General features: G+C 36.8%; 19 protein-coding genes. 15 read left to right on the top strand and 4 right to left on the bottom strand.

Annotation, left to right across the window (positions count from 1 at the left end):
- Positions 1–5 precede the first annotated feature (5 nt).
- From H6X70_RS13635 to H6X70_RS13665, 7 genes are all read left to right on the top strand, one after another.
- Positions 6–1,520 carry a RagB/SusD family nutrient uptake outer membrane protein gene (locus H6X70_RS13635; RefSeq protein WP_194768242.1) on the top strand — a complete coding sequence of 505 codons (1,515 nt, stop codon included), beginning with the start codon at positions 6–8 and terminating at the stop codon, positions 1,518–1,520.
- A 17-nt stretch (positions 1,521–1,537) separates the two neighbouring features.
- Positions 1,538–2,398, top strand: a complete 861-nt coding sequence (locus tag H6X70_RS13640) for a hypothetical protein (RefSeq protein WP_194768243.1) — start codon at positions 1,538–1,540, stop codon at positions 2,396–2,398.
- 106 nt (positions 2,399–2,504) lie between these two features.
- Positions 2,505–3,935 (top strand): glycoside hydrolase family 30 protein, encoded by a 1,431-nt coding sequence (locus H6X70_RS13645; RefSeq protein WP_194768244.1) that lies wholly within the window; start codon positions 2,505–2,507, stop codon positions 3,933–3,935.
- A 16-nt stretch (positions 3,936–3,951) separates the two neighbouring features.
- Positions 3,952–5,403, top strand: a complete 1,452-nt coding sequence (locus H6X70_RS13650) for a glycoside hydrolase family 30 protein (RefSeq protein WP_228530375.1) — start codon at positions 3,952–3,954, stop codon at positions 5,401–5,403.
- Positions 5,404–5,427: 24 nt separating this feature from the next.
- A complete protein-coding gene (locus H6X70_RS13655) occupies positions 5,428–7,167 on the top strand; it encodes a cellulase family glycosylhydrolase (RefSeq protein ID WP_194768245.1) in 1,740 nt (579 codons plus the stop codon).
- A 42-nt stretch (positions 7,168–7,209) separates the two neighbouring features.
- A complete protein-coding gene (bglX, locus tag H6X70_RS13660) occupies positions 7,210–9,507 on the top strand; it encodes a beta-glucosidase BglX (protein ID WP_228530376.1) in 2,298 nt (765 codons plus the stop codon).
- Between the two features lie 3 nt (positions 9,508–9,510).
- Positions 9,511–10,842, top strand: coding sequence for a glycoside hydrolase family 16 protein (locus tag H6X70_RS13665; RefSeq protein ID WP_194768246.1), 1,332 nt, complete (start codon positions 9,511–9,513; stop codon positions 10,840–10,842).
- 244 nt (positions 10,843–11,086) lie between these two features.
- Here the strand turns inward: H6X70_RS13665 and H6X70_RS13670 are convergent, their stop codons facing one another.
- From H6X70_RS13670 to recA, 4 genes are all read right to left on the bottom strand, one after another.
- Complete coding sequence (locus H6X70_RS13670) at positions 11,087–12,598, bottom strand: hypothetical protein (RefSeq protein ID WP_194768247.1); 1,512 nt, start codon at positions 12,596–12,598, stop codon at positions 11,087–11,089.
- Positions 12,598–13,140: an RNA polymerase sigma factor gene (locus tag H6X70_RS13675; protein WP_194768248.1), complete on the bottom strand. Its 543-nt coding sequence runs from the start codon at positions 13,138–13,140 to the stop codon at positions 12,598–12,600. The genes H6X70_RS13670 and H6X70_RS13675 overlap by 1 nt, the downstream gene beginning before the upstream one ends.
- Before the next feature lie 73 nt (positions 13,141–13,213).
- On the bottom strand, positions 13,214–13,633 hold the full coding sequence (locus tag H6X70_RS13680) for a hypothetical protein (protein ID WP_194768249.1): 420 nt from the start codon (positions 13,631–13,633) through the stop codon (positions 13,214–13,216).
- 107 nt (positions 13,634–13,740) lie between these two features.
- The gene (recA, locus tag H6X70_RS13685) at positions 13,741–14,742 is read right to left on the bottom strand and encodes a recombinase RecA (RefSeq protein WP_194768250.1); all 1,002 of its coding nucleotides are present in this window, start codon (positions 14,740–14,742) and stop codon (positions 13,741–13,743) included.
- 344 nt (positions 14,743–15,086) lie between these two features.
- Between recA and H6X70_RS13690 the strand changes: the two genes are divergently transcribed.
- From H6X70_RS13690 to H6X70_RS13725, 8 genes are all read left to right on the top strand, one after another.
- A complete protein-coding gene (locus tag H6X70_RS13690; RefSeq protein WP_194768251.1) occupies positions 15,087–16,151 on the top strand; it encodes a rhodanese-related sulfurtransferase in 1,065 nt (354 codons plus the stop codon).
- A gap of 3 nt (positions 16,152–16,154) precedes the next feature.
- Positions 16,155–17,159: a radical SAM protein gene (locus H6X70_RS13695; protein ID WP_194768252.1), complete on the top strand. Its 1,005-nt coding sequence runs from the start codon at positions 16,155–16,157 to the stop codon at positions 17,157–17,159.
- Positions 17,160–17,180: 21 nt separating this feature from the next.
- Positions 17,181–18,425, top strand: coding sequence for a peptidase U32 family protein (locus tag H6X70_RS13700; protein ID WP_194768253.1), 1,245 nt, complete (start codon positions 17,181–17,183; stop codon positions 18,423–18,425).
- Complete coding sequence (locus H6X70_RS13705) at positions 18,425–18,655, top strand: ferredoxin (RefSeq protein WP_194768254.1); 231 nt, start codon at positions 18,425–18,427, stop codon at positions 18,653–18,655. The genes H6X70_RS13700 and H6X70_RS13705 overlap by 1 nt, the downstream gene beginning before the upstream one ends.
- Positions 18,656–18,870: 215 nt before the next feature.
- Positions 18,871–20,259, top strand: a complete 1,389-nt coding sequence (locus tag H6X70_RS13710) for a stage 0 sporulation family protein (protein ID WP_194768255.1) — start codon at positions 18,871–18,873, stop codon at positions 20,257–20,259.
- Positions 20,246–20,743, top strand: coding sequence for a gliding motility lipoprotein GldH (locus H6X70_RS13715; protein WP_194768256.1), 498 nt, complete (start codon positions 20,246–20,248; stop codon positions 20,741–20,743). Before H6X70_RS13710 ends, H6X70_RS13715 begins: the two co-directional genes overlap by 14 nt.
- 61 nt (positions 20,744–20,804) lie before the next feature.
- The gene (locus tag H6X70_RS13720) at positions 20,805–23,147 is read left to right on the top strand and encodes a penicillin-binding protein 1A (RefSeq protein ID WP_194768257.1); all 2,343 of its coding nucleotides are present in this window, start codon (positions 20,805–20,807) and stop codon (positions 23,145–23,147) included.
- A 120-nt stretch (positions 23,148–23,267) separates the two neighbouring features.
- Entirely contained in the window at positions 23,268–23,972 is a 705-nt protein-coding gene (locus tag H6X70_RS13725) for a CoA transferase subunit A (RefSeq protein WP_194768258.1), read from the top strand.
- Positions 23,973–24,072: the final 100 nt, after the last annotated feature.

A 24,072-nucleotide genomic window follows, 5' to 3' on the forward strand; every position in this document is an offset into this window, starting at 1 on the left:
AGATTATGAAACGAAATAAAATACTATCATCAATAGCCGTTTGTAGCCTTCTATTTTTAGGAGCGTCTTGCAGCGAAGAATTTTTAGCGGTTGAACCAAAAGGAACACCTTTAGAAGATAATTATTATAAAGATGCCGATCAAGCATATTCAGGATTAATAGCCGTATATGATGTTTTAGGGAAGTATTCTAGAGGCTTTGAAAACATGATTACCTTTTTTAATGCAGGATCAGATGATTTTTTTGCAGCAGGAGGTGGTGCAACAGATGGAGCTGGAATTCATGCTATAGATGATTATAGCATAGACGAAACAACCATTCCAAACAGTTACTGGAACGATTATTATGCCGGAATTTTTAGAGCAAATGTATTATTAGAAAAGCTTCCAAATGTACCAATGGATGCCGCTTTAAAAGCAAGATTCACTGCCGAAACAAAAGCTTTGCGTGCATTTTACTATTTTGAATTGGTGCGTATGTTTGGAAATGTGCCACTTATTTTGGCGCCAATTCCACCTTCAGATATTTATAATTTGATGCAAGCCACGCCAGCTGAAACTTATGCTCAAATTGAAATGGATTTAAAAGAAGCAGAACCAGGTTTGCCAATGCAAATCACCAATTTGGCAGATGAAGCAGGACGTTTTAGTCAAGGTTCTGTAAAAGCTTTATTAGGTAAAGTGTATTTATACCAAGGTAAAAACAGTGAAGCTGCTGCAGAATTTGCCGCAGTAAATGGTACACCAGGTACTACGAGTGCTTATGGTTATAAATTGGTTGATGATTTTGCTTCTTTATGGGACATCAATAACAAATTTAATTCTGAAGCTATTATTGAAATATCTCACACCGATAAAAGTAATGCCGACTGGGGTTGGTGGGGTGCTGGTAACGACGAAGGTAATACGGTTTGTATTATGGTTGGGCCAAGAGGTTATGTAAGACCAGATGGTTCTACAGCTCCAGATTATGTTTCTGGTTGGAGTTTTAACACCGTAACACAAAACCTTTACGATACGATGAAAGGCGACCCAAGATTTGATGCCACTATTTTAGATATGAAAGCATTAAAAGATGCAGGAGAGGCAGATTGGGCACCAAATTATCAAGACACAGGGTATTTCTTAAAGAAATTTATGCCTTTAAATTCTGAGACCTCTACAGGTGGAGGTGCTACGGCGCTTAATTATAAACAAGATACCTACGCCATTCGTTTAGCTGATACCTATTTAATGGAAGCTGAAGCTTTAGGTGGTTCTGGCGCTAGAGCACAAGCTTTATTAGATGCTGTTCGTGCTCGCGTTGGCTTGCCTTCTACGCCAGTATCTATGCAAGCAATTGCTAAAGAACGTCGTATTGAGTTAGCAGGCGAAGGTCACCGTTGGTTCGATTTAGTACGTACAGGTAACGCTGCTTCAGTTTTAGCAGATCGTGGTTTTACAGCTGGAAAGAATGAGTTATTACCTATTCCTTTAAGAGAACTAGAGAATACTCAAATTGTTCAAAACCCTAATTATTAATTCTAAAACAGAATCTCATGAAATTAAAAATAAATTTAAAATCATATACAGCATGGGCACTTTGTTTAGTTGGCGCCTTTGTTTGGACAAGTTGCCAACCTGATGAAGTAGGTGAAGGTAATGGATTAACCGATACCAATGTTGATGCTTCTTTTACAGTAACCGAAGTTGAAGGATTAACAAATACATTCAAATTTACTTCAGCAAAAGATGTTATAACCTCATATTGGAATGTAGATGGGGTAGATTATTACGGTAATTTAGAGCTGGAGGTAGCCTTGCCTGATGCAGGAGTATATCCTGTTACGCATACTGCTGTTGGCCGAGGAGGTGCCACCAATGTTTTGGTTCAAGATGTAACCGTTGCTACCTCAGATCCTGTTGCTGGTAACTTAATTCAAGGTGGGAAATTTGCTTCGCAAGATGATTATTCTAAATGGACCATATTAAACATTAGCGATTCTGGTGCTGCTTGGACTTTTAACGATGGGAGTGCAACTATTAATGCATCAGGATGGGCACAACAAGGTATTTATCAAGCCATTGAAATAGAGGCTAATAAAGACTATAAAATAGACATGAAAGTTTGGGGACAAGGCTCGACGGATACTTGGTTTGAGGTGTATTTGTCTAAAACACCTCCTGTTCAAGGGCAAGAGTACACAGCCGATGGCAGACGTATGGGGATGAGTACCTGGGATGGCTGTGCTACGGCACCGTTTGAAGGTAAATTATCGCTTGTTGGCTGTGTAGGGTCTGGTAATATTGTGAGTTTTGATACTGCAGGAACTGTATATCTAGTGGTTAGATGTGGTGGTGCAGATGTTGGGCCTACTGGTATTTCAATGACTAATGTAGAAGTACGAGGTGCAAATTAATTGAGTAGTAGTTTAGTTTTTTAACATCCCATAGTATCGTGCTATGGGGTGTTTTTTTAACGAATCTCAAATGAAATCCATAAAAATTTTATTAAGAAGATAGCAAATGAAGATAAATCATTTAGCCATGTTAATGGCTTTAATGGCTACAACTGTGTTTTCACAGGAAGCTAAAGCACAGGAGGTAACCGTTTACACAACGGCACAGAACTCTAAATTACGATTATCAAAAACCGATAAACTTTCATTTTCCAAAGCAATTCAGCCAGTAGAAACTGAGATTTCGGTATTTGTAGAACCTAAAAAAAAGTTTCAAGAATTTATTGGTATTGGCGGTGCCATTACCGATGCTAGTGCAGAAGTTTTTGCAACATTAAGCAAGAAAAAGCAAAAGGAACTTTTAAATGCTTATTACGATAAAGATAAAGGTATTGGGTATACGCTTTTAAGAACGACTATTCATAGTTCCGATTTTGGTAGTGGAAGTCACACCTATATCGAAGAAGGTGATGCCGATTTAAAAACCTTTTCTATTGATAAGGATAAGAAATTACGCATTCCCATGATAAAACGCGCCACGCAAGTTGCTGGCGGAACCCTAATGTTGTACGTGTCGCCTTGGAGTCCTCCAGCGTTTATGAAAAGCAATAAAAGCATGTTAAAAGGTGGTAAGCTATTACCAGAATTTAATCAGTCTTGGGCAAATTACTACGCAAAATTTATAAAAGCTTACGAAGCAGAAGGCATGCCAATCTGGGGCTTATCGGTTCAAAACGAACCTATGGCTACTCAAACTTGGGAATCTTGTTTGTATACAGCTGAAGAGGAACGCGACTTTGTTAAAAATTATCTAGGACCAACTTTAGAAAAAGAAGGTTTGGGTGATAAAAATCTTATTGTTTGGGATCATAACAGAGACCTCATGAACCAGCGCGCGAATGTAATTTATTCCGATCCTGAAGCTGCAAAATATGTATGGGGTTTAGGATTTCATTGGTATGAAACTTGGGCAGGTGGCGAACCAATGTATAATAACGTTGGTAAGGTAAACGAAGCTTATCCTGATAAAAAGTTAATGTTTACCGAAGGTTGTAACGAAAAATTTGATGCTGCTAAATATCAATATTGGCCAAATGCAGAACGCTACGGAGCTTCTATGATTCACGATTTTAACAACGGAACCGTAGGTTGGACCGATTGGAATATTTTATTAGACCAAAACGGGGGGCCAAACCACGTTGGGAACTTTTGTTTTGCGCCAATCCATGCCGATACTAGAACCGGCGAATTAATTTATACGCCATCATATTACTATATCGGGCATTTTTCAAAATTTATCCGTTTGGAAGCAAAACGTATTAGTACAGCGGTAAGTAGAAGCCATATAATAAGTACCACATTCCAGAATAAAAATGGCGAAATGGTAACCGTGGTGATGAATAAGTCTGACGAGCCTATTAATTATAATTTAATAGTTTCAGAAAAACAGACCAAGGTAACCATTCCAGCACGTGCTATTCAAACTTTAATTTATTAACAAAAAACAATTCAAAATGCATTCAAACGCCTTTCTACTCATGTTATTTTTGCTCTTTCAGGTTGGCTGTTCATCTTCAGATTCAACACCCGAAGATAATACAGATGATGGGGGAGTAACGCCTCCTGTTGTTACAAACGATGTCGACTTTTGGTTAACAACTGGAAATAAAAGTAAATTGTTAGAAAAGCAAACCGATGTATTGGGTTTTGGAACTTCAGCAAATAATTATCCAACTATTGAGGTGAAACCAGGAGAGACTTTTCAAGATATTGATGGCTTTGGTTTTACCTTAACAGGCGGAAGTGCCGAGGTTATTAATTCCTTAGATGCTTCAAAAAAACAAGCCTTACTTCAAGAGTTATTTGGAACTTCAGAATCGTCTATTTCAATAAATTATTTACGCGTTAGCATAGGGGCTTCCGATTTAAATGCGGCGCCTTTCACTTATAATGATTTAGCTGATGGCGAAACCGATTTAAACCTAGAACAGTTTAGTTTAGAACCCGATAGAGCAGGGGTTATCGCTGTTTTAAAAGATATCTTAAAGATTAATCCGAACATTCAAATTTTAGGATCGCCATGGTCGCCTCCCGTTTGGATGAAAGACAACGGTAGCTTTAAAGGTGGCGAATTACAAGCACAATATTATGGGGTTTACGCCCAGTATTTTGTAAAATATATTCAGCAGATGAAAGCCGAAGGCATTACAATGGATGCGATTACCATTCAAAACGAACCGTTGCACGATGGAAATAATCCGAGTTTGTACATGCCCGCTGCAGATCAAGCTGAATTCATAAAAAATCATTTGGGACCAGCTTTTGAAACAGCTGGAATTCAAACAAAAATTATTATTTGGGATCATAATTGCGACAATCCGCAGTATCCCATTACAGTTTTAAATGATGCCGATGCTAATAAATACATAGATGGTTCGGCTTTTCATTTATATAGCGGCGATATTAAAGCCTTAAGTACAGTCCACAATGCATTTCCTAATAAAAACTTGTATTTCACAGAACAATACACACCTTCAGATGGGAGTTTTCCTGGCGATTTAAAATGGCATTTAAAAAATGTAATTATAGGGGCGACTAGAAATTGGAGCCGTAATGCTTTAGAATGGAATTTGGCTAACAACAGTGAGTTTGGCCCGCATACCGATGGGGGTTGTACCACTTGCAAGGGCGGTTTAACTATAAGTAATTCAGGAAATATTACTCGAAATGTGGGTTATTATATTGTGGGACATGCTTCAAAATTTGTGCCTTCAGGTTCAAAACGTATAGCGAGTAATATTGCAGGAAACCTTCAAAATGTTGCCTTTCTTACTCCTGATGGGAAACAGGTTTTAATCGTGGTAAACGATAGTGAGAAAGCCGAATTTTTCAACATAAAAGTTAACGGAAAATGGGTAACAAGTTTCATCGATGGCGGTGCTGTTGCAACCTATATCTGGAAATAAACCTTTTAAACAGTAAATAACATAATGAGGAAAATCTTTTTTATACTTTCAGTTTTGTTTTTAACAAATGCCTTCGGACAAGGATTTTTGCACCGCGATGGCCAACGTATTGTAGATGGTGCAGGTAAAAATATATTGCTGCGCGGTCTGGGTGTTGGTGGTTGGATGGTACAAGAAGGCTATATGCTAAAAACACAACCTTTTGCCAGTCCGCAGCACGTTATTAAACAGAAGATTGAAGGCGTTATAGGAAAAGAAAATACGGCAGAATTTTATGAAACCTATCTAGAAAACGGCATTACTAAACGCGATATCGATTCGCTTGCAGCTTGGGGATTTAATTCCGTGCGTTTGCCCATGCATTATAATTTGTACACACCAGCGATTGAAGATGAGAAAAACGGTGACATTACTTGGTTAGAAAAAGGTTTTAAAATGACCGACGATGTTTTAAGATGGTGCGAAGCAAATAATATCTACCTTATTTTAGATTTACACGCCGCGCCAGGAGGCCAAGGCAAAGACGCTGCTATTTCAGATTATGATGAAAGTAAACCGTCTTTGTGGGAAAGTGAAGCGAATCAGAAAAAAATGATTGCTTTTTGGAAAAAAATAGCCGAACGCTATAAAGATCACCCTTGGATTGGGGCTTATGATATAATAAACGAACCCAATTGGAATTTTACTGGAACCAATAAAAATGGTTGCGACGAAAAACAAAACGGACCACTAAAAGATTTAATGGTTTCGGTAACAAAAGCCATTCGAGATGTAGATAAAAATCACTTAATTTTTATTGAAGGCAATTGCTGGGGAAACAATTACAGCGGGGTGTTTCCGCTTTGGGATGATAATATGGGTTTGAGTTTTCATAAATACTGGAATTATAATGACACAGCCTCTATTCAACAATTTTTAGATTATCGCGATATGCTGAATGTGCCTATTTGGTTGGGCGAAAGTGGCGAGAATTCCAATGTTTGGTTTACCGATGCGATTGCTTTGGTGGAATCACATAACATTGGTTGGGCATTTTGGCCTATGAAAAAAATTGCGAATACTGCGGGTGTAACTTCAGTAAACATAACCGAAGATTATCAGGCTTTACTGAATTATTGGAAAGATGGCGGCAAAAAACCCTCGGTTGAAGCAGCTAAAACCACTTTAATGCAGATTGCCGAAAACTACAAAATGGAAAACTTAACCATCAATAAAGATGTTATAGATGCCATGTTTAGGCAAGTGTACACTAAACAAACCTTGCCGTATGCCAATCATGAATTGCCAGGCAAAATATATGCCTCGGCTTACGATTTAGGTCAGCAAAACTACGCGTATTTCGATACCGATTTTATCAATTACCACGTGTCTACAGGAAAAGAGCGTTCGGCATGGAATACAGGACGTATAATGCGTAATGATGGGGTAGATCTTCAAGTGTGTTCAGACAAACATTCCAACGGGTTTTCGGTAACCGACATCAAAGATGCCGAGTGGTTGGTTTTTACAGTTGATGTAAAAAAAGCAGGGAATTATAGTGTTCATGCACGTATAGCAAGTGAAAATTCCAACGGAAAGCTTCGTATAGAAACAGCATTAAATACAATTTCAAAAGCCGTTAGTGTTTCAAATACAGGCGGTTTAAATTCATGGGAAACCATTGAAATATCAAAAGTAAAACTACAAGAAGGCACTCAAAAAATTAAGGTGCTTTTTGATAAAGGGGGCTTCAACTTGAATTATATAGAATTTAAAAAACACTAAATATAAGTTCCTGTCAATTTAAAAAGGAAAAATAAATATACAATGGAAATACGGTTAAAAAGACTTTTAAATATTGGGTTTGGTTCGTTAATTATTATGGGTAGCATTGCTTGTAATAATGAAAAGTTAACTAAGCATGAAGATGATTTAGAAACAAAAATAGACTCTGTTTTATCTTTAATGACACTTAAAGAAAAAATAGGACAAATGAATCAATATAGTGGTGGTTGGGAAGTTACTGGAACACCTTCGGATATTGATACACAAACCAAATTAGAAAAGCTTAAAAATGGCGAAGTTGGCTCGATGCTTAATGTGTTAACTGCAAAAGAAACGCGGGAAGCGCAGGAAGTGGTTATGACACATTCGCGATTAAAAATTCCGTTAATTTTTGGTTATGATGTGATTCACGGTTACAAAACCATGTTTCCAATTCCCTTAGGTGAAAGTGCGAGTTGGGATTTAAATGCCATGGAAAAAAGTGCCCAAATTGCGGCTAAAGAAGCTGCGGCTTCAGGACAGCATTGGACCTTTGCTCCTATGGTTGATGTTTCTCGCGATGCGCGCTGGGGGCGTATTATGGAAGGTTCTGGTGAAGACCCTTTTTTAGCCAGTAAAATTGCTGTAGCGCGTGTTAAAGGATTTCAAGGTGATGATTTAGCTAGCGAAAACACCATTGCAGCTTGTGCAAAACATTTTGCGGGCTATGGTTTTGGTGAAGCAGGACGAGATTATAATACGGTTAATATTGGTGAACATGAACTGCAAAATAGCATCTTGCCACCTTTTAAGGCCGCTGCTAATGCTGGCGTTGCTACGTTTATGAATGCCTTTAATGAAATTGACGGTACGCCTGCAACTGCCGATAAATATTTACAAAGAGACCTTTTAAAAGGCGAATGGGGTTGGGATGGTTTTATGGTGTCCGATTGGGGATCTATTGCCGAATTAATTCCGCATGGTTTTGCAAAAGATAGAACAGATGCGGCTAGAATTGCTGTTGAAGCAGGTAGCGATATGGATATGGAAGGCCGTGCTTACGAGGTTGGCTTAGAGACTTTAGTACATGAAAACAAAGTAGATGTTGCGTTAATTGATGATGCTGTAAAACGTATTTTACGTGTTAAGTTTCGTTTAGGTCTTTTTGATGATCCTTACCGTTATAGCAATACAGAACGTGAAAAAAGTGAGGTTTATACCAATGAAAATCGCGATATAGCACGAGATGTGGCTAAAAAATCGATAGTACTTTTAAAAAATCAAAATCATATTTTACCCCTTGATAAAAACATTAAAAGTCTTGCAGTAATTGGGCCATTGGCAAACGATAAAGATACACCAATAGGGAATTGGAGAGCGCAAGGGGAAGCAAATTCGGCGATTTCTGTTTTCGAAGGTATTCAAGATGCTATTGGCGATGATACGAGAATATTTTATGAAAAAGGTGTCGATTTAGGCGTTGGCGAACGTTCGTTTTTAGCACCTTTAAAAATTAATACAACTAACAAAACTGGAATTGAAAGTGCGGTTAAAGCAGCTAAACTGGCTGAGGTTGTAGTCATGGTTTTGGGTGAAGACGCCTTTCAATCGGGAGAAGGTAGAAGTCAAACGCAAATTAGTTTTGCAGGATTTCAACAAGAATTACTTGAAGCCGTTTACGCTGTGAATAAGAATATTGTTTTGGTATTAATGAATGGTCGTCCGATGGAAATTAGCTGGTCGGCAGCACATTTACCAGGCATTCTAGAGGTTTGGCAATTAGGGTCGGAGCACGGTCATGCTGTAGCCGATGTGTTGTTTGGAAACTACAACCCTTCAGGGAAATTGCCTGTTTCTTTCCCAAGATCGGTGGGGCAGGAACCTTTTTATTACAATCAGAAAAATACAGGACGTCCTGCAGATAACGGCGAAGTGACATTTTCGCATCATACCGATGCTTCAAACGATCCTTTATTTGCCTTCGGATTTGGTTTAAGTTATACTACGTTTAAATATTCCGAAGTAAAATTATCGGCTTCAACTTTAAAACCAGGGGAAACGGTTACGGCTTCTGTAGCACTTACAAATTCAGGAAACCGTAGCGGGAAAGAGGTTGTGCAATTATACATGCGCGATTTAGTAGGAAGTATTACGCGTCCGATTAAAGAATTAAAAGGTTTTGAAATGGTAAGCTTAGAGCCTGGAGAATCAAAAACAGTAACTTTTGAAATTACTCCAGAATTGCTTCAGTTTTATACCGCTAATAAAAAGTGGGAGACTGAAGCTGGCGATTTTCATGTGTTTATTGGTTCCGATTCTAGAGTAAGCACTTTTGCAGAACTTGAATATGTAACCCCGTAAACTATGAAACTTAAAGCCCTAATTTTATTATGTATTGTTTTTATTATACTGTCATGTAGTGATGATACGACCGAAGACATAAAAGAACCTATTTTATCCGATCTTAGGGTAGAAGCTGTTGTTAAAGGCACTAGTGTCGATAATCCTAATGGCGATGGTAACGGTTATGTGGAATTTAAATTTACAGCAACCAATGCTCTTTATTATCAAATAGAGGTAGAAGGCCAATCTGAAACTGTAAAAACAAACAGTTATACTTATGGCTTTATTGCTCCTGGAACTAACCAGTACACCGTAAAAATTACAGCCTTTAACAATGAACAACAACTTTCGGAAACTCTAATAGTTCGTGTTTTTGTTACTGAAGAAGAAGAAACTGACCTTGGAGTCTCTGGAGAATTAGTATGGTCTGACGAGTTTAATTCTGGAACTCTAGATTTGTCCAAATGGAGTTATGAAACGGGTACAGGAGTTAATGGAGATTGGGGTACAGGGCAATTGGATCGTGCCACTGATCGTGTAGAAAATGTAAGTTTTAAAGATGGTATTGTTGGTGCCGATGGCGGTTGTTTGGTTATTACCACACGTGCGGAAAATTTTGAGGATAGAAATTATACGAGCGGAAGAATACGCACTTTCGATAAAGCATCTTGGGGACCAGGACACCGTATTGTAGCACGGGTTTATGCACGTGACGTTAAACATCAAGGTCAGGGTTTTGCTTTTTGGATGATGCCTCAAGAAATTCCTGCGAACGAAACCTATTTAATGTGGCCTCAAGGCGGAGAAATTGATATTATGGAATATGTTGGCGCCATTCCTTATAATAATTTAGGTACTGTACATTATGCCTGGGAATGGCAAAATAACGAGTGGCAGTCTTGGAATCACGGCCATTTAGGAGGTTATTATAACTATAAAGATAAGCAAACCCCAACTCCAGCCGAGCCTGGTTATGGGAATTATCCGCCGCCAGATGGCGATTTAGATGCTGGAAGTGCTGCGTTTCATACCTATGGTATTGATTGGTATAATGATCGTTTGGAGTTTTTTGTTGATGATAATGTGTATCATATACATTATTTTAATGATGGTGGCGCTTATGCAATTGATGGTCAGGACCAAATAGCTGTACAGAACATTGATGGTAAACGCGTAAGTGTTTCAGAATATTCAAATCATTTTGATGAATGGCACCCTTTTGAACATAAAATGTACGCCATTTTAAGCGCAGGGGTTGGGGGAGCAGACCATACTTATGGTGGTCCAATTGTGCCAGAAGCCAAGTTTCCGTGTTCTGTTTTTATCGATTGGGTACGTGTTTATAAACTTTAACGGAGTTAATTTATTTTAAAGTAGTTTGTTTGAATTGTTTTAGTCATTAAGCGGGTTGGTTTTGCCAATTCGCTTTTTGCTTTTATATGGCTATGAAAAATAATCTACTTTTTTTGGAACGTTATACCAATTCTGAACAGTAACTCATAAACCAAAAAACTGCTCTCGAACCAGAAAGAGCAGTTTTTGTATCTGGGTTTTCTTCTATAAATAAAAACCAAAAACGCTAAGGCCAACCAGAGACCTAGAATTTTATAGAAAACCCTGTATAAACACCTATAAAGTAAGGTGTAAAATGACCAGATGTATTGTTAAAAGTATTTAGTTGATACTTAAACATGGGCTCTAAATTCAAATCAATTTTTTTAGAGAATTTATAGTTTAAGCCCAGACCAACATTAGCACTGTAACTTGTTTTATTAACGTTGTTGGCTTCGCCTAAATAAGTGCTTGAGCCATCTTCACCCCTAGAAAATAAATCATTATCATTTAAAAAGAAGGAGCTAAAGCCACCAATAACATTTACGCCTAAGCGTTTTTCCGAAAGGGTATATTCAATTTCAACAGGCACTTCTAAATAATCTAAATTTTGATGAATAGAAACGTTTGATGCGGTAAGCGATTGCGGAAAATCTTTAGCAGAACTTGAACTGACTACCGAAATGTTGTTGGAACTGTTTTTAGGCGCATCTATGTTTTGTAGGGCGCTTGTGGTTGTGCCTCTAGATTCGAAAATTACCACATCGTTAGTGTTATAACCCAAGTTAACCTTATTAATTCCAGAGCGTATGGTTATTTTTTTAGTAACCGCATAACTTGTAGAAATACCGTAACTCATATTAATATCACCCGTTTTTTGATTGCTGTTAAACTGCGGATCAATAGACGAACCTTCACCCAAACTATTAAAATATATAGGGGCAACATTAGGCGAAACACTCCATTTATTTTCTTTTTTTGTTTGCTCTGTTTTAATTTTGCCTTCTTCTAAAGCGTCTTCAATAGTACGCGTATTTTTATTGCGATTATTAGCTTCCGCAATAGCGTTATTGTTTTGCGACGCGGCATTAATTAGCGCTTTTGCTTCTGCTTTATCAATTAAAGGTGTTTCATTTTTAGAAGCGGTATTGTCTTTTTCGATGGTTGAAGCAACAGCCGTATTATTATTGTTTTTATTTATGATTTCTGATAAGTCATCTTCAACAATTTTGACTTCGGAAGTATTTGCGATAGCACCATTTTGTTCAGAATACACCGATTTGTTTTTTGTTGAAGGCTGAACTAATTCATTTTCACTATCTATTTTTTCATCTGAAGATTCTGCAATGGCTGAAGCTTTAGAAGGCCTTATAATATTTTGTGATGCTTTTTCAGAAGCTTTTTTTGAGCTGTTATTTAAGGGGTTTTGATTGTTTTCATCATTCGAATTGGCTAAAGTCGTTGAAGCAGCTTCAATAACATTATTAATTACAGGCTGATTCTCTTTTGAAGTGTTCTCAATACGAGTTTCATTGGTTTCAACAACTTGAATGGTTGAAGCCTCATCAGTATTAAGAATAAAGTTTCCAACCGTTAGAAAAAGTAAAAGTAGGGCAGCTGCACCAGCGTAGCGCCACCAAATTGGAATGACACGACGTTTGTCTTCTTTATCGTTTAGATTAGCCGCTATGTTTTCCCACACAGCAGGGCTAGGCGTAGCTTCAAAATCTTTGAAACTTTCCTGAAATAATCTGTCTATATGTTTCTTATCACCCATTATAATGATTGTGAGCGTTCGCTATTGTTATATTCTTCAATCGTTTGCTTCAAAATGTATCTAGCACGTGCTAAATTCGATTTTGATGTTCCAACGTTTATGTTTAGCATATCGGCTATTTCTTTATGCGAATAGCCATCTAATACATATAAGTTGAAAACCAATCGGTATCTGTCTGGTAATTCCTGAATAATTTTTAAGAGATAATCAATGGAAACGGTGTCTTCATCAATTTCAATTTCTACATCTTCAATGGCACTTTCGTTTACAAGTTCGAAAACTTTATCGGCGCGGTAACGTTGTAAAACGGTGTTTACGGTAATGCGTTTTAGCCAACCTTCAAAAGAGCCTTTGTTTTTATACTGTTCTATTTTTTTGAAAATAGTTAAAAAGGCGTCTTGCAGATTGTCTTCCGCTTCGGCACGATTTCGCGAATACTTTAAGCTTATGGCGAATAACTTGCTGGAAAACAAGTTGTATAATTCGCCTTGAGCTTTTGTATTGTTGGCTTTACAATTTTCTATGAGCTGATCTAAACTCAATATGGAACATGTATTAAATTAATACTTAAATTTATTGTTTGTTTTAGAAAACACGCAACAGTTTACATTCTTTTTAAAGTGCTGAGGTTTCTACTACAGGAACCTCAATAGTAAGGTATTGCGATTCGCCATCTTCATCTTTTCCTTGCCAAAACTTAAAAATGTAAGAGCCGTTTCCGGTCACTAAAAAATCGAAGGTGGCTTCTGCCATTTCATTTTCTGGCGTTTCACAATTGTTACTTTCTAATACAATATCAACTGGTGCTACGGTGCGCTCGTTATTGTGTTTTGAATAATAAAATTCACTAAAGCCATAGCAGGTTGATGGTCTTGAATAATGTATCGTAATTGGGTAGGTTTCTCCCATTTCAAACTCGTCTGGGATATCAACACTATCAACAGGTAAAATTTCATAATGATAAGAACTACCTTCATCGGTACTACAAGATGAAAATAATGCCAATGTTAGGCAAATTGCTATTAATCTTTTCATTAGGTGCAAATTTAGGGGTTTATTACATATTTCTATGTAGATGCATATGAAAAGAAAAGGTTGCGTTTAAGTCAAAAAAAAATCCCGAATTAACGGGATTTTAAAAATTATTTTTCTGTGATTATTTTTCTAACCTTGGCTTCAAGCTCATCCATAAGTTCTGGATTGTCCTTTATAATGGCTTTAACCGCGTCTCGACCTTGGCCGAGTTTGGTCTCTTCGTAACTAAACCATGAACCACTCTTTTTTACAATTTCGTGTTCTACAGCTAAATCTAAAATTTCACCAACTTTTGATACGCCTTCGCCATACATAATGTCGAATTCGGCTGTTTTAAAAGGAGGTGCTACTTTATTTTTTACCACTTTTACTCTGGTTTTGTTACCTGCAACATCACCGTTAGTTTCTTTAATTTGAGTAGAACGTCTAATATCTAAACGTACCGAAGCGTAGAATTTTAAGGCGTTACCACCGGTTGTTGTTTCTGGGTTTCCAAACATCACCCCAATTTTTTCACGTAATTGGTTAATGAAGATTACCGTACACTTGGTTTTGCTAATAGAACCTGTAAGTTTTCTTAAGGCTTGAGACATTAATCGTGCGTGAAGCCCCATTTTAGAGTCTCCCATCTCGCCTTCAATTTCACTTTTTGGTGTTAAAGCAGCAACCGAGTCAATGACTACAATATCAATAGCGCCCGAACGAATTAAATTATCGGCAATTTCTAAAGCTTGCTCACCATTATCTGGTTGCGAAATGATTAAGTTATCAATATCTACACCTAATTTTTCAGCATAAAAACGATCAAAAGCATGTTCGGCATCAATAAATGCCGCAATACCTCCAGATTTTTGAGCTTCCGCAATAGCGTGCAACGTTAAAGTGGTTTTACCCGAAGATTCCGGACCGTAAATTTCGATGACTCTTCCGCGAGGATATCCGCCAACGCCTAAAGCAATATCTAAACCTAACGAACCAGATGGAATAGCCTCGACATCTACAATTGCAGAATCGCTCATTTTCATTACTGTTCCTTTTCCGTAGGCTTTATCTAGCTTGTCTAATGTAAGTTTTAGTGCTTTTAATTTAGCTTCTTTTTCACTGCTCATTTATCTATTTTTTTACTGAAGTTACGCAGGCTAAAATACTATAACTTTTAGCATAACACAATAATAGTTTTCAACATAAATTCATAAAAAACAGAATTGTATTGCAGTGCCGTTGCTAAAATTAATTTTCTCGACGCAACCTTTTCTTTTCATAAGCATCTTCATTATAAATAAGCAATTTTTTTTTGCTGCCTATAAGTAGTAGGTGGGTTTGACTAACTCAATATTAAGCACTTAGATATTTGTCTGGGTGCTTTTTTTGTGTAAAAACTGGTAATCCTGCTATAAAGTTGTATTTTTGCAACTTCAAAAAAATAGTCTTTAACCTTAAAAATTAGTATAGCATGCAACTGTACAATAAATTAAGTGCTTTAGAGAGAGCCGAATTAATCGAAAAAGCCGGAAAGGATCGATTAACACTTTCTTTTTACCAATATGCCAAAATTGAGAATCCTCAAGAATTTCGTGATCAACTCTTCATTGTTTGGGATCAATTAGACGTTTTAGGACGTATTTATGTGGCCACCGAAGGCATAAACGGGCAACTGTCTTTACCTGCCGATCGTTTTAGCGAATTTAAATCACATCTAGATACTATCGATTTTTTAAAAGATATCCGTTTGAATATTGCCGTAGAGCAAGACAACATGTCTTTTTTAAAACTAAAAGTAAAAGTGCGTAACAAAATTGTTGCAGATGGTTTAAATGATGATACTTTTGATGTGACCAACAAAGGAGTGCATGTGGCTGCCGATAAATTCAACGAACTTATTGAAGATGAAAACACCGTTTTGGTGGATATGCGAAACCATTACGAGAGTGAAATTGGTCATTTTAAAAATGCCATCACACCCGATGTAGATACTTTTAGAGAATCGTTAGATATTATAGAAGACGATTTAAAAGACCATAAAGAAGATAAAAACCTAGTTATGTATTGTACTGGTGGTATTCGTTGCGAAAAAGCCAGTGCTTATTTTAAGCATAAAGGTTTTAAAAACGTGTTTCAGTTAGAAGGGGGCATTATTGAGTACACCAGACAAATTAAGGAAGACGGACTTGAAAATAAATTTATAGGAAAGAATTTTGTTTTCGACGAGCGCCGTGCCGAAAAAATTAGCGACGATGTGATTGCCTGTTGCCACCAATGTGGTGCGCCTGCCGATATTCATACCAATTGCGCTAACGATGCTTGCCATTTGCTTTTTATTCAATGCGATAGTTGTAAAGAAGAAATGAACAATTGCTGTTCTAACAACTGCAAAGAGATTCATGCCTTACCTTTTGAAGAACAAAAAGCACTTCGTAAGGGACAAGCCAATAGTAACGATATTTTCAAAAAAGGTCGTGCCGACCATTTACCATTCAAAAAAGATTTAAGAAACATTTTTGAGACACTAAAAAAATAATCCATGGACGTATATAAATTATTAAAACTTAATAGGAAAATTAAAAATTATCGCATTAAGTTTTTTGCACTTTGGATACTCCATGTTTTTAATAAACGCTATTTAGCTGTTAACCTTGACCCTGTTTTAGCCTGTAATCTTCGTTGTAAAATGTGTTATTTTACCGACAAGGAATTTGTTAAAAAACTAAAAGGTCAATTTAAAGAAGAAGAACTAGAACAAGTTGCTAAAGTTATATTTAAAAGGGCTTTAAAACTTCAAATAGGCTGTGGAACTGAACCTACTTTATATAAGAATTTACCAGAATTGGTGCGCTTAGGTAAAAAGTATCGTGTGCCCTACATTAGTTTAACAACAAATGCGAACCTATTAACTACCGAAAGCATAGAAGAACTATTAAAAGCGGGCTTGAATGAGTTTACTATTTCATTGCATGGCGTGACAAAAGCGAGTTATGAGAATTTTATGCAAAAAGGCAGTTATGAAAAGTTTCATGAAGCTTTCAGGTCTTTTCAGCAATTAAAAAAGCGTTATGATTTTAAAGTGAGAATTAATTACACTTTTAATAAAGATAATTTTTATGAACTAAAAGATTTGTTTAATCATTTTGATGGGAAAAGTTTTGATATACTTCAAATAAGACCCATACGAAAAATTGGGGAAACCGAATACAATGATTTTAATTTAGATAGTGTTAGAAATGATTACCCTAATGTTATAAAAAAGATAAAACAATCATGTGTAGAGAATAATATTACATTACTAGCTTCTGATGAAATTCCGAAGGAGGAAAATGTAAATAGTTCAAGTTTTATATATGATTATACTTTTTGTTATGTTTCTCCAACAAGCTTTTGGAAAGATAGTTTTAATTGGAAAGAAGAATCATTTAATAGTTATGCCAAAAAAATAGGCTGGGGAAAACTGCTTTTTTCAAGCATATTTAAGTCAAAAAGTGAGTTAAGGTCGCGATCAAACCGCTTGAATTATGAAATTGAACTGAATTAAAGTTTTTTAAGTTAAGAAATCATGCAAAAAATTGAATTAATGGCGCCTGCAGGAAACTTCGAATCCTTACAGGCTGCTTTAGACAATGGTGCCGATTCTGTTTATTTTGGTGTAGAACAATTAAACATGCGCGCTCGAGCAACGGTAAATTTCACTTTAGATGATTTAGATGAAATTGTAAAACGCTGCGAAGCTAAAAACGTAAGAAGCTATTTAACGCTTAATACCATAATTTACGATCACGATTTATCTATCGTAAAAACTCTTGTAAACAAAGCTAAAGAAGCAAATATTACTGCCGTTATTGCTATGGATCAGGCCGTGATTTCCATGGCTAGAGAAGCCGGCATGGAAGTGCATATTTCCACACAAATTAATGTTACCAATATTGAAACCGTTAAGTTTTATGCACTTTTTGCAGATACTATGGTTTTAAGTCGGGAATTGAGTTTACGTCAGGTTAAAAAAATAACCGAACAAATTGAAAAGGAACAAATAAAAGGGCCTTCAGGAAATTTAGTTGAAATTGAAATTTTTGGTCATGGTGCCCTTTGTATGGCGGTTTCGGGTAAATGTTACATGAGTTTGCATTCCGATAATTCTTCAGCAAATCGTGGGGCTTGCAAGCAAAATTGCAGAAAGAAATACACGGTTATCGATCAAGAAACGGGCTTTGAAATGGAGTTGGATAACGAATACATTATGTCTCCTAAAGATTTATGTACCATCGATTTTTTAAACGAAGTAGCCGATGCTGGCATTAAAGTTTTAAAAATTGAAGGTCGTGGTCGTGCTCCTGAATACGTTGCAAAAGTGATAAAATGTTACCGCGAAGCCATTGATAGTATTGAAAATGGAACCTATAGCAAAGAAGAAGTTATAGAATGGATGAAAACTCTAGAAACCGTTTACAATCGCGGTTTTTGGAGCGGATATTATTTAGGACAAAAACTTGGCGAGTGGAGCAAAGGGTCTGGCTCGCATGCTACACAAAAGAAAGTGTATATTGGGAAAGGTACACACTATTTCCCAAAAGCAGAGGTTGGCGAATTTAAAATTGAAGCCTATAATATTAACGCAGGAGACACCATTTTAGTTACTGGGCCGTCTACAGGGGCACAAGAATTGGTGGTTAACGAATTTATGGTTAACGATGAAAAAGGAACCGAGGGTAAAAAAGGCGATTTAGTTACCATAAAACTGCCTTTTAGAATCCGTCAATCGGACAAACTTTACAAGATTGTCGAAAATAAAGTGGAAGCCTAATGGTGGTTGTTACTCTTCAGCGTAAAAAGTGCATTGGTTGTAATTATTGTGTGGAATTGGCGCCCAATCAGTTTCAAATGTCTAAAAAAGATGGTAAAACCGTACTGCTTCATGGGCAGGATAAAAAAGGGTTTTTTACCTTAAAATCGAACGACGAACTTATATTTGAAGCTTGTGAAAATGCCGCTAAAGCTTGTCCGGTAAAAATCATATCGGTTAAGCAGATTTAGGAAAATAAAGGCATTGTATTTGGTTGCTGTCAACTATATTAAAATCTTCCTTTATAAGTACTGATAATAATCATATCTTTACATCGTAAAGTGTTTTTTGAAATACAGTTTCAAAATCCTAACAAAATTTGTTTTTCAATCAACATTGAAAGAACAAAAATTTATAAATCTTCATTCGTAATAAGTTAATTATTAGCGAATTCAATATATAAAATATGGCTTGCGCAAGTTGCTCAACAAAAGACGGCTCACCAAAAGGCTGCAAAAATAATGGTACTTGTGGTACAGATAGTTGTAATAAACTAACTGTATTCGATTGGCTTTCTAACATGTCATTACCTAACGGCGAAGCCCCATTTAACTGGGTTGAGGTACGTTATAAAAACGGCAGAAAGGAGTATTACATCAATTCCGAAAACTTAACTTTAAGTATTGGCGATATTGTTGCTACACAATCTAAATCTGGTCATGATATTGGAATGGTAACCCTTACGGGGGAATTGGTGCGTGTGCAAATGAAACGCAAAAATATTCCAGTTAATGAAGAAGAAGGCCTGAAAATTTACCGAAAAGCAAGTCAGAAAGATATTGATATTTGGCAAACCGCTCGCGAACGTGAAGAAGCTATGAAGGTTAAAGCACGCCAGTTTGCGATCGATTTGAAGCTGCAAATGAAAATTTCAGACATCGAATTTCAAGGCGATGCCAGTAAAGCCACATTTTATTACACCGCTGAAGATCGTGTCGATTTTCGTGAATTAATCAAAGTTTTTGCTCGCGAATTTAGAACGCGTATCGAAATGAAACAAGTTGGTTTTCGTCAAGAAGCTGCTCGACTTGGAGGTATTGGTTCTTGCGGCCGCGAACTATGTTGTTCTACCTGGTTAACAGATTTCCGTTCGGTAAGTACATCGGCTGCACGTTATCAACAATTATCTTTAAATCCTCAAAAATTAGCAGGTCAGTGTGGAAAGCTTAAATGTTGTTTAAACTATGAGCTGGATACGTATCTAGATGCTTTAAAAAGTTTCCCAAAATCCGATATTAAATTATACACCGAAAAAGGTGTCGCTGTTTGCCAAAAAACCGATATTTTTAAAGGACACATGTGGTATGCCTACGAAGGCGAATGGATGAATTGGCATAAAATAACCACAGAACATGCTAATGAAATTATCGAATTAAATAAGAAAAAACAAAAAATTACAAGTCTTGAAGAATATGCTTTAGACCTTGTTGAAGATACTAAAACCGAGTTTGAGAACGTTGTAGGTCAGGATAGTTTAACACGTTTTGATAGTCCAAAACCTAATAAAAAACGTAGAAATAACAAACGTAAAAAAGGAGGAAGCCCTGCTAATAAAGAGGCTGCTCCAAACAGACCTAATAAGCCTAAAGCAAACAACCCGAACAAACCAACTACCCCAAATAAACCAAAAGCAAAGCCTAACAGGCCTAATAACCCGAATAAGCCAAAAACGGAAGGTGCAGCTAAAGCTGGTGGAGCCAAAAATCCGAACCAGAAAAATAGAAACAAGAACAATAGAAGGAAGCCTAATAAACCTCAAAATAAACCTGAAAACAGTAAAAATGCTGAAAAATAGTGCCTTGTTACTTTTAGTAGTCGTTTTTTTTAGTGTTGTGTCTTGCAACTCTAAATATTATTTTGATGAGTATAAATCGGTGCCAAACAAATGGCATAAAGATTCTATAATTAACTTTAAAATACATCCCCCTGATTCTATAAACCCCTATAATTTGTTTGTAAATTTAAGAAACACAAACGCTTATAAATACAATAATATATTCTTGATTGTCGAAATGGTTTTTCCGCATGGTAAAACAGTAAAAGATACTTTAGAGTATAAAATGGCCGAACCAAGTGGCAAACTTTTGGGTACAGGCTATACTGATATTAAAGAAAATAAACTCTGGTATAAAGAGCAGGTTGTTTTCTCAGAATCTGGAGAATATAACGTAAACATTCAGCAGGCTATGCGCGAAAATGGTATGGTAAATGGCGTTGTAGAGCTGGAAGGAATCACCGATGTTGGATTTAGTATTGAGGTTCCTAAACATAAAAAATAAAGGCAACATCTTGTGTTTTCGCAGCTGCGCAATAGCATGAAGATGTATTAATAAATAGTACATGGCAACAGCAAAAAAAGAAACAAAAAAAGGGCAAGATTTTTCAAAGTATATTCGTTGGTTTTGGATCTTGTTTTTAGGAGGATTACTTTCAATTGTTTTTCTCTTTTTATTAGCTTCATGGGGTGCTTTTGGTGAAATGCCCGATCACACGGTTTTAGAAAATCCTAAAACAAATCTTGCTACCGAAATTATTTCTTCAGACGGAAAAACCTTAGGAAAATTTTATTTTAATGATAACCGAACGCCTGTAAGTTACGACGAGTTGCCTACACAGTTGGTAGATGCCTTAGTTGCCACTGAAGATGCGCGTTTTCATGAGCATTCTGGCGTAGATGCTCGAGGTACCTTAAGAGCCTTAGTAAAACCAGGAAGTGGTGGGGCGAGTACCATTTCGCAGCAATTAGCAAAACAATTATTTCACGGCGAAGGGTCTACAAATATTGTTGAAAGAATACTTCAAAAATTAAAAGAATGGATTATCGCTATTCGTTTGGAGCGCCAGTACACCAAAGAAGAAATTATCGCCCAGTATTTTAATATTTACGATTTTGGAAATAATGCCGATGGTATTCGTAGTGCGTCTCGAATTTATTTCAATAAAGAGCCTAAAGATCTCGATTTAAAAGAATCGGCGATGTTGGTGGGCATGTTTAAAAATTCATCATTATACAATCCAAGACCAGAACGTAATCCAATTGGGGTTAGAAACAGACGAAATGTGGTGCTGGCACAAATGTATAAGTACAATTATATAACTGAAAAAGTTAAAGATTCGCTTCAAAAAACAGAACTCGATTTAGATTATTCTCCAGAATCGCATCGTGAGGGTATTGCCACTTATTTTAGAGGCTATTTAGATGGATTTATGAAGGATTGGATTAAAAATAATCCGAAACCAGACGGTACCAAATGGAATTTATATAACGATGGTTTAAAAATTTATACAACTATTGATTCGCGTATGCAGAAATATGCTGAAGATGCCGTACAACAGCATATGCCAAGACTGCAAGCCGAGTTTTTTCATCAAAATACTCCAGAACGCAATCCTACAACGCCGTTTTCAGACCTAGAACCCGAGGAAATAAAAAATTTACTAGCACGTTCCATGAGACAATCGGAACGTTGGAGGCATATGAAATACGATTTAAAGAAATCGAATAAAGAAATTGAAGAATCTTTTCATAAGCCTATTAAAATGTCTGTTTTTAAATGGATTGACGGCAAACCTTCAGAGGTCGATACCATTATGAAACCTATGGATTCTATGCGTTATTACAAGTCCTTTTTAAGAACAGGGATGATGTCTATGGATCCGCAAACAGGACATGTTAAAGCTTGGGTTGGTGGTATGAACTACAGGCATTTTCAATACGATATGGTAAAACAAGGTAAGCGTCAAACGGGGTCTACTTTTAAGCCATTTGTGTATGCTACAGCAATCGATCAATTGCATTTTTCACCGTGCGATGCTTTTCCAGATACGCCGTTTTGTATTGAAGCGGGCAAATTTGGAAACCCAGAAGAGTGGTGTCCTAAAAATTCTGGAAACGAGTACGGTGGTATTCGAACTTTAAAAAATGCCTTAGCGAATTCAGTAAACACGATTACAGCTAGATTGATAGATAAGGTAGGGCCGCAAACTGTTGTCGATATGGTTAAGAAATTAGGGGTTGAGTCTAAGATTCTTCCTGTACCTTCAATTGCTTTAGGAACCACCGATATAAGTATTTACGAAATGGTGGGTGCTTATTCTACATTTGCAAATCAAGGGGTGTACACTAAGCCCGTAATGGTACTAAATATCGAAGATAAAAATGGTACTGTTTTATACCAATTTAAACCTGAAACTCGCGATGTTTTAAACGCTGAAACTGCTTATGTTACTGTAAAACTTATGGAAGGGGTAACCCAATATGGTTCTGGTGGTCGTTTAAGAGGGAAAGGACGCGATTCTTATAGAGCCGATTATAGAGAAATAGCAACAGGCTACCCTTACGAATTCACCAATCCTATAGCAGGAAAAACAGGAACGACACAAAACCAAAGTGATGGTTGGTTTATGGGTATGGTGCCTAATTTAGTAACCGGTGTTTGGGTAGGTGCTGAAGACCGATCGGTGCACTTTAAAACAATTACTTACGGACAAGGAGCAGCCATGGCATTGCCTATTTGGGGAGTGTATATGAAGAGTTGCTACGCCGATAAAGAATTAGACGTTTCTGCTGAAGATTTTGTAGCGCCAGAAAATTTATCTATAAATGTAGATTGTTCTACAACTTCGGAAACAGAAAATACCAATAAGCAAGAGGATGAACGCGTAGACGAATTGGAGTTTTAGTTTATCCCTTTTATAAAATTTTAAAAGCCATTCAGTTTCTGGATGGTTTTTTTATTTGATTGAACGTTTTCGCGTATCATGCAATTATTCGTAAATTTAGAGAGATAAAATCTAGTTAGAATGATTAATAAGAAAGTAGCTAACGTTGAAGCGGCATTAAAAGGTGTAACGAATAACATGACCTTTATGTTGGGTGGTTTTGGACTGTGCGGAATTCCCGAAAATGCCATTGCCGAATTGGTAAAACTTGGTGTAAACGGATTAACATGTATATCGAATAATGCAGGGGTAGACGGTTTTGGCTTGGGCTTATTGCTTCAAAAAAAGCAAATCAAAAAAATGATCTCGTCTTATGTTGGCGAGAATGATGAATTTGAACGTCAGATGCTTTCTGGTGAATTGGATGTAGAGCTTATTCCGCAAGGTACTTTAGCCGAACGTTGCCGCGCTGCTCAAGCAGGATTTCCCGCTATTTTTACGCCAGCAGGCTATGGTACCGAGGTTGCCGAAGGTAAAGAAACCCGTGAATTTGATGGTAAAATGTATGTTTTAGAACATGCTTTTAAAGCCGATTTTGCTTTTGTAAAAGCATGGAAAGGCGATGCTGCTGGAAACTTAATCTTTAAAGGAACTGCCAGAAATTTTAATCCCGTAATGTGTGGCGCCGCTAAAATTACAGTCGCTGAGGTTGAAGAATTGGTGCCGCTTGGGACTTTAGACCCGAATCAAATTCATATTCCAGGCATTTTTGTACAACGTATTTTTCAAGGAGCAAACTACGAGAAACGGATTGAACAACGGACGGTTAGAATTAAAAGTACTTAAGCTAAAAAAAAGAGTACTTAAAGTTAGAAGTACTTAAATTGCCTAAAGTTGAGTTTAACTGGTACCAGAAGTTAACTTACTTTCACTGATTAGTGATGTT

This window comes from Tamlana sp. I1 (assembly GCF_015355625.1).
Classification (GTDB): Bacteria; Bacteroidota; Bacteroidia; order Flavobacteriales; family Flavobacteriaceae; genus Pseudotamlana.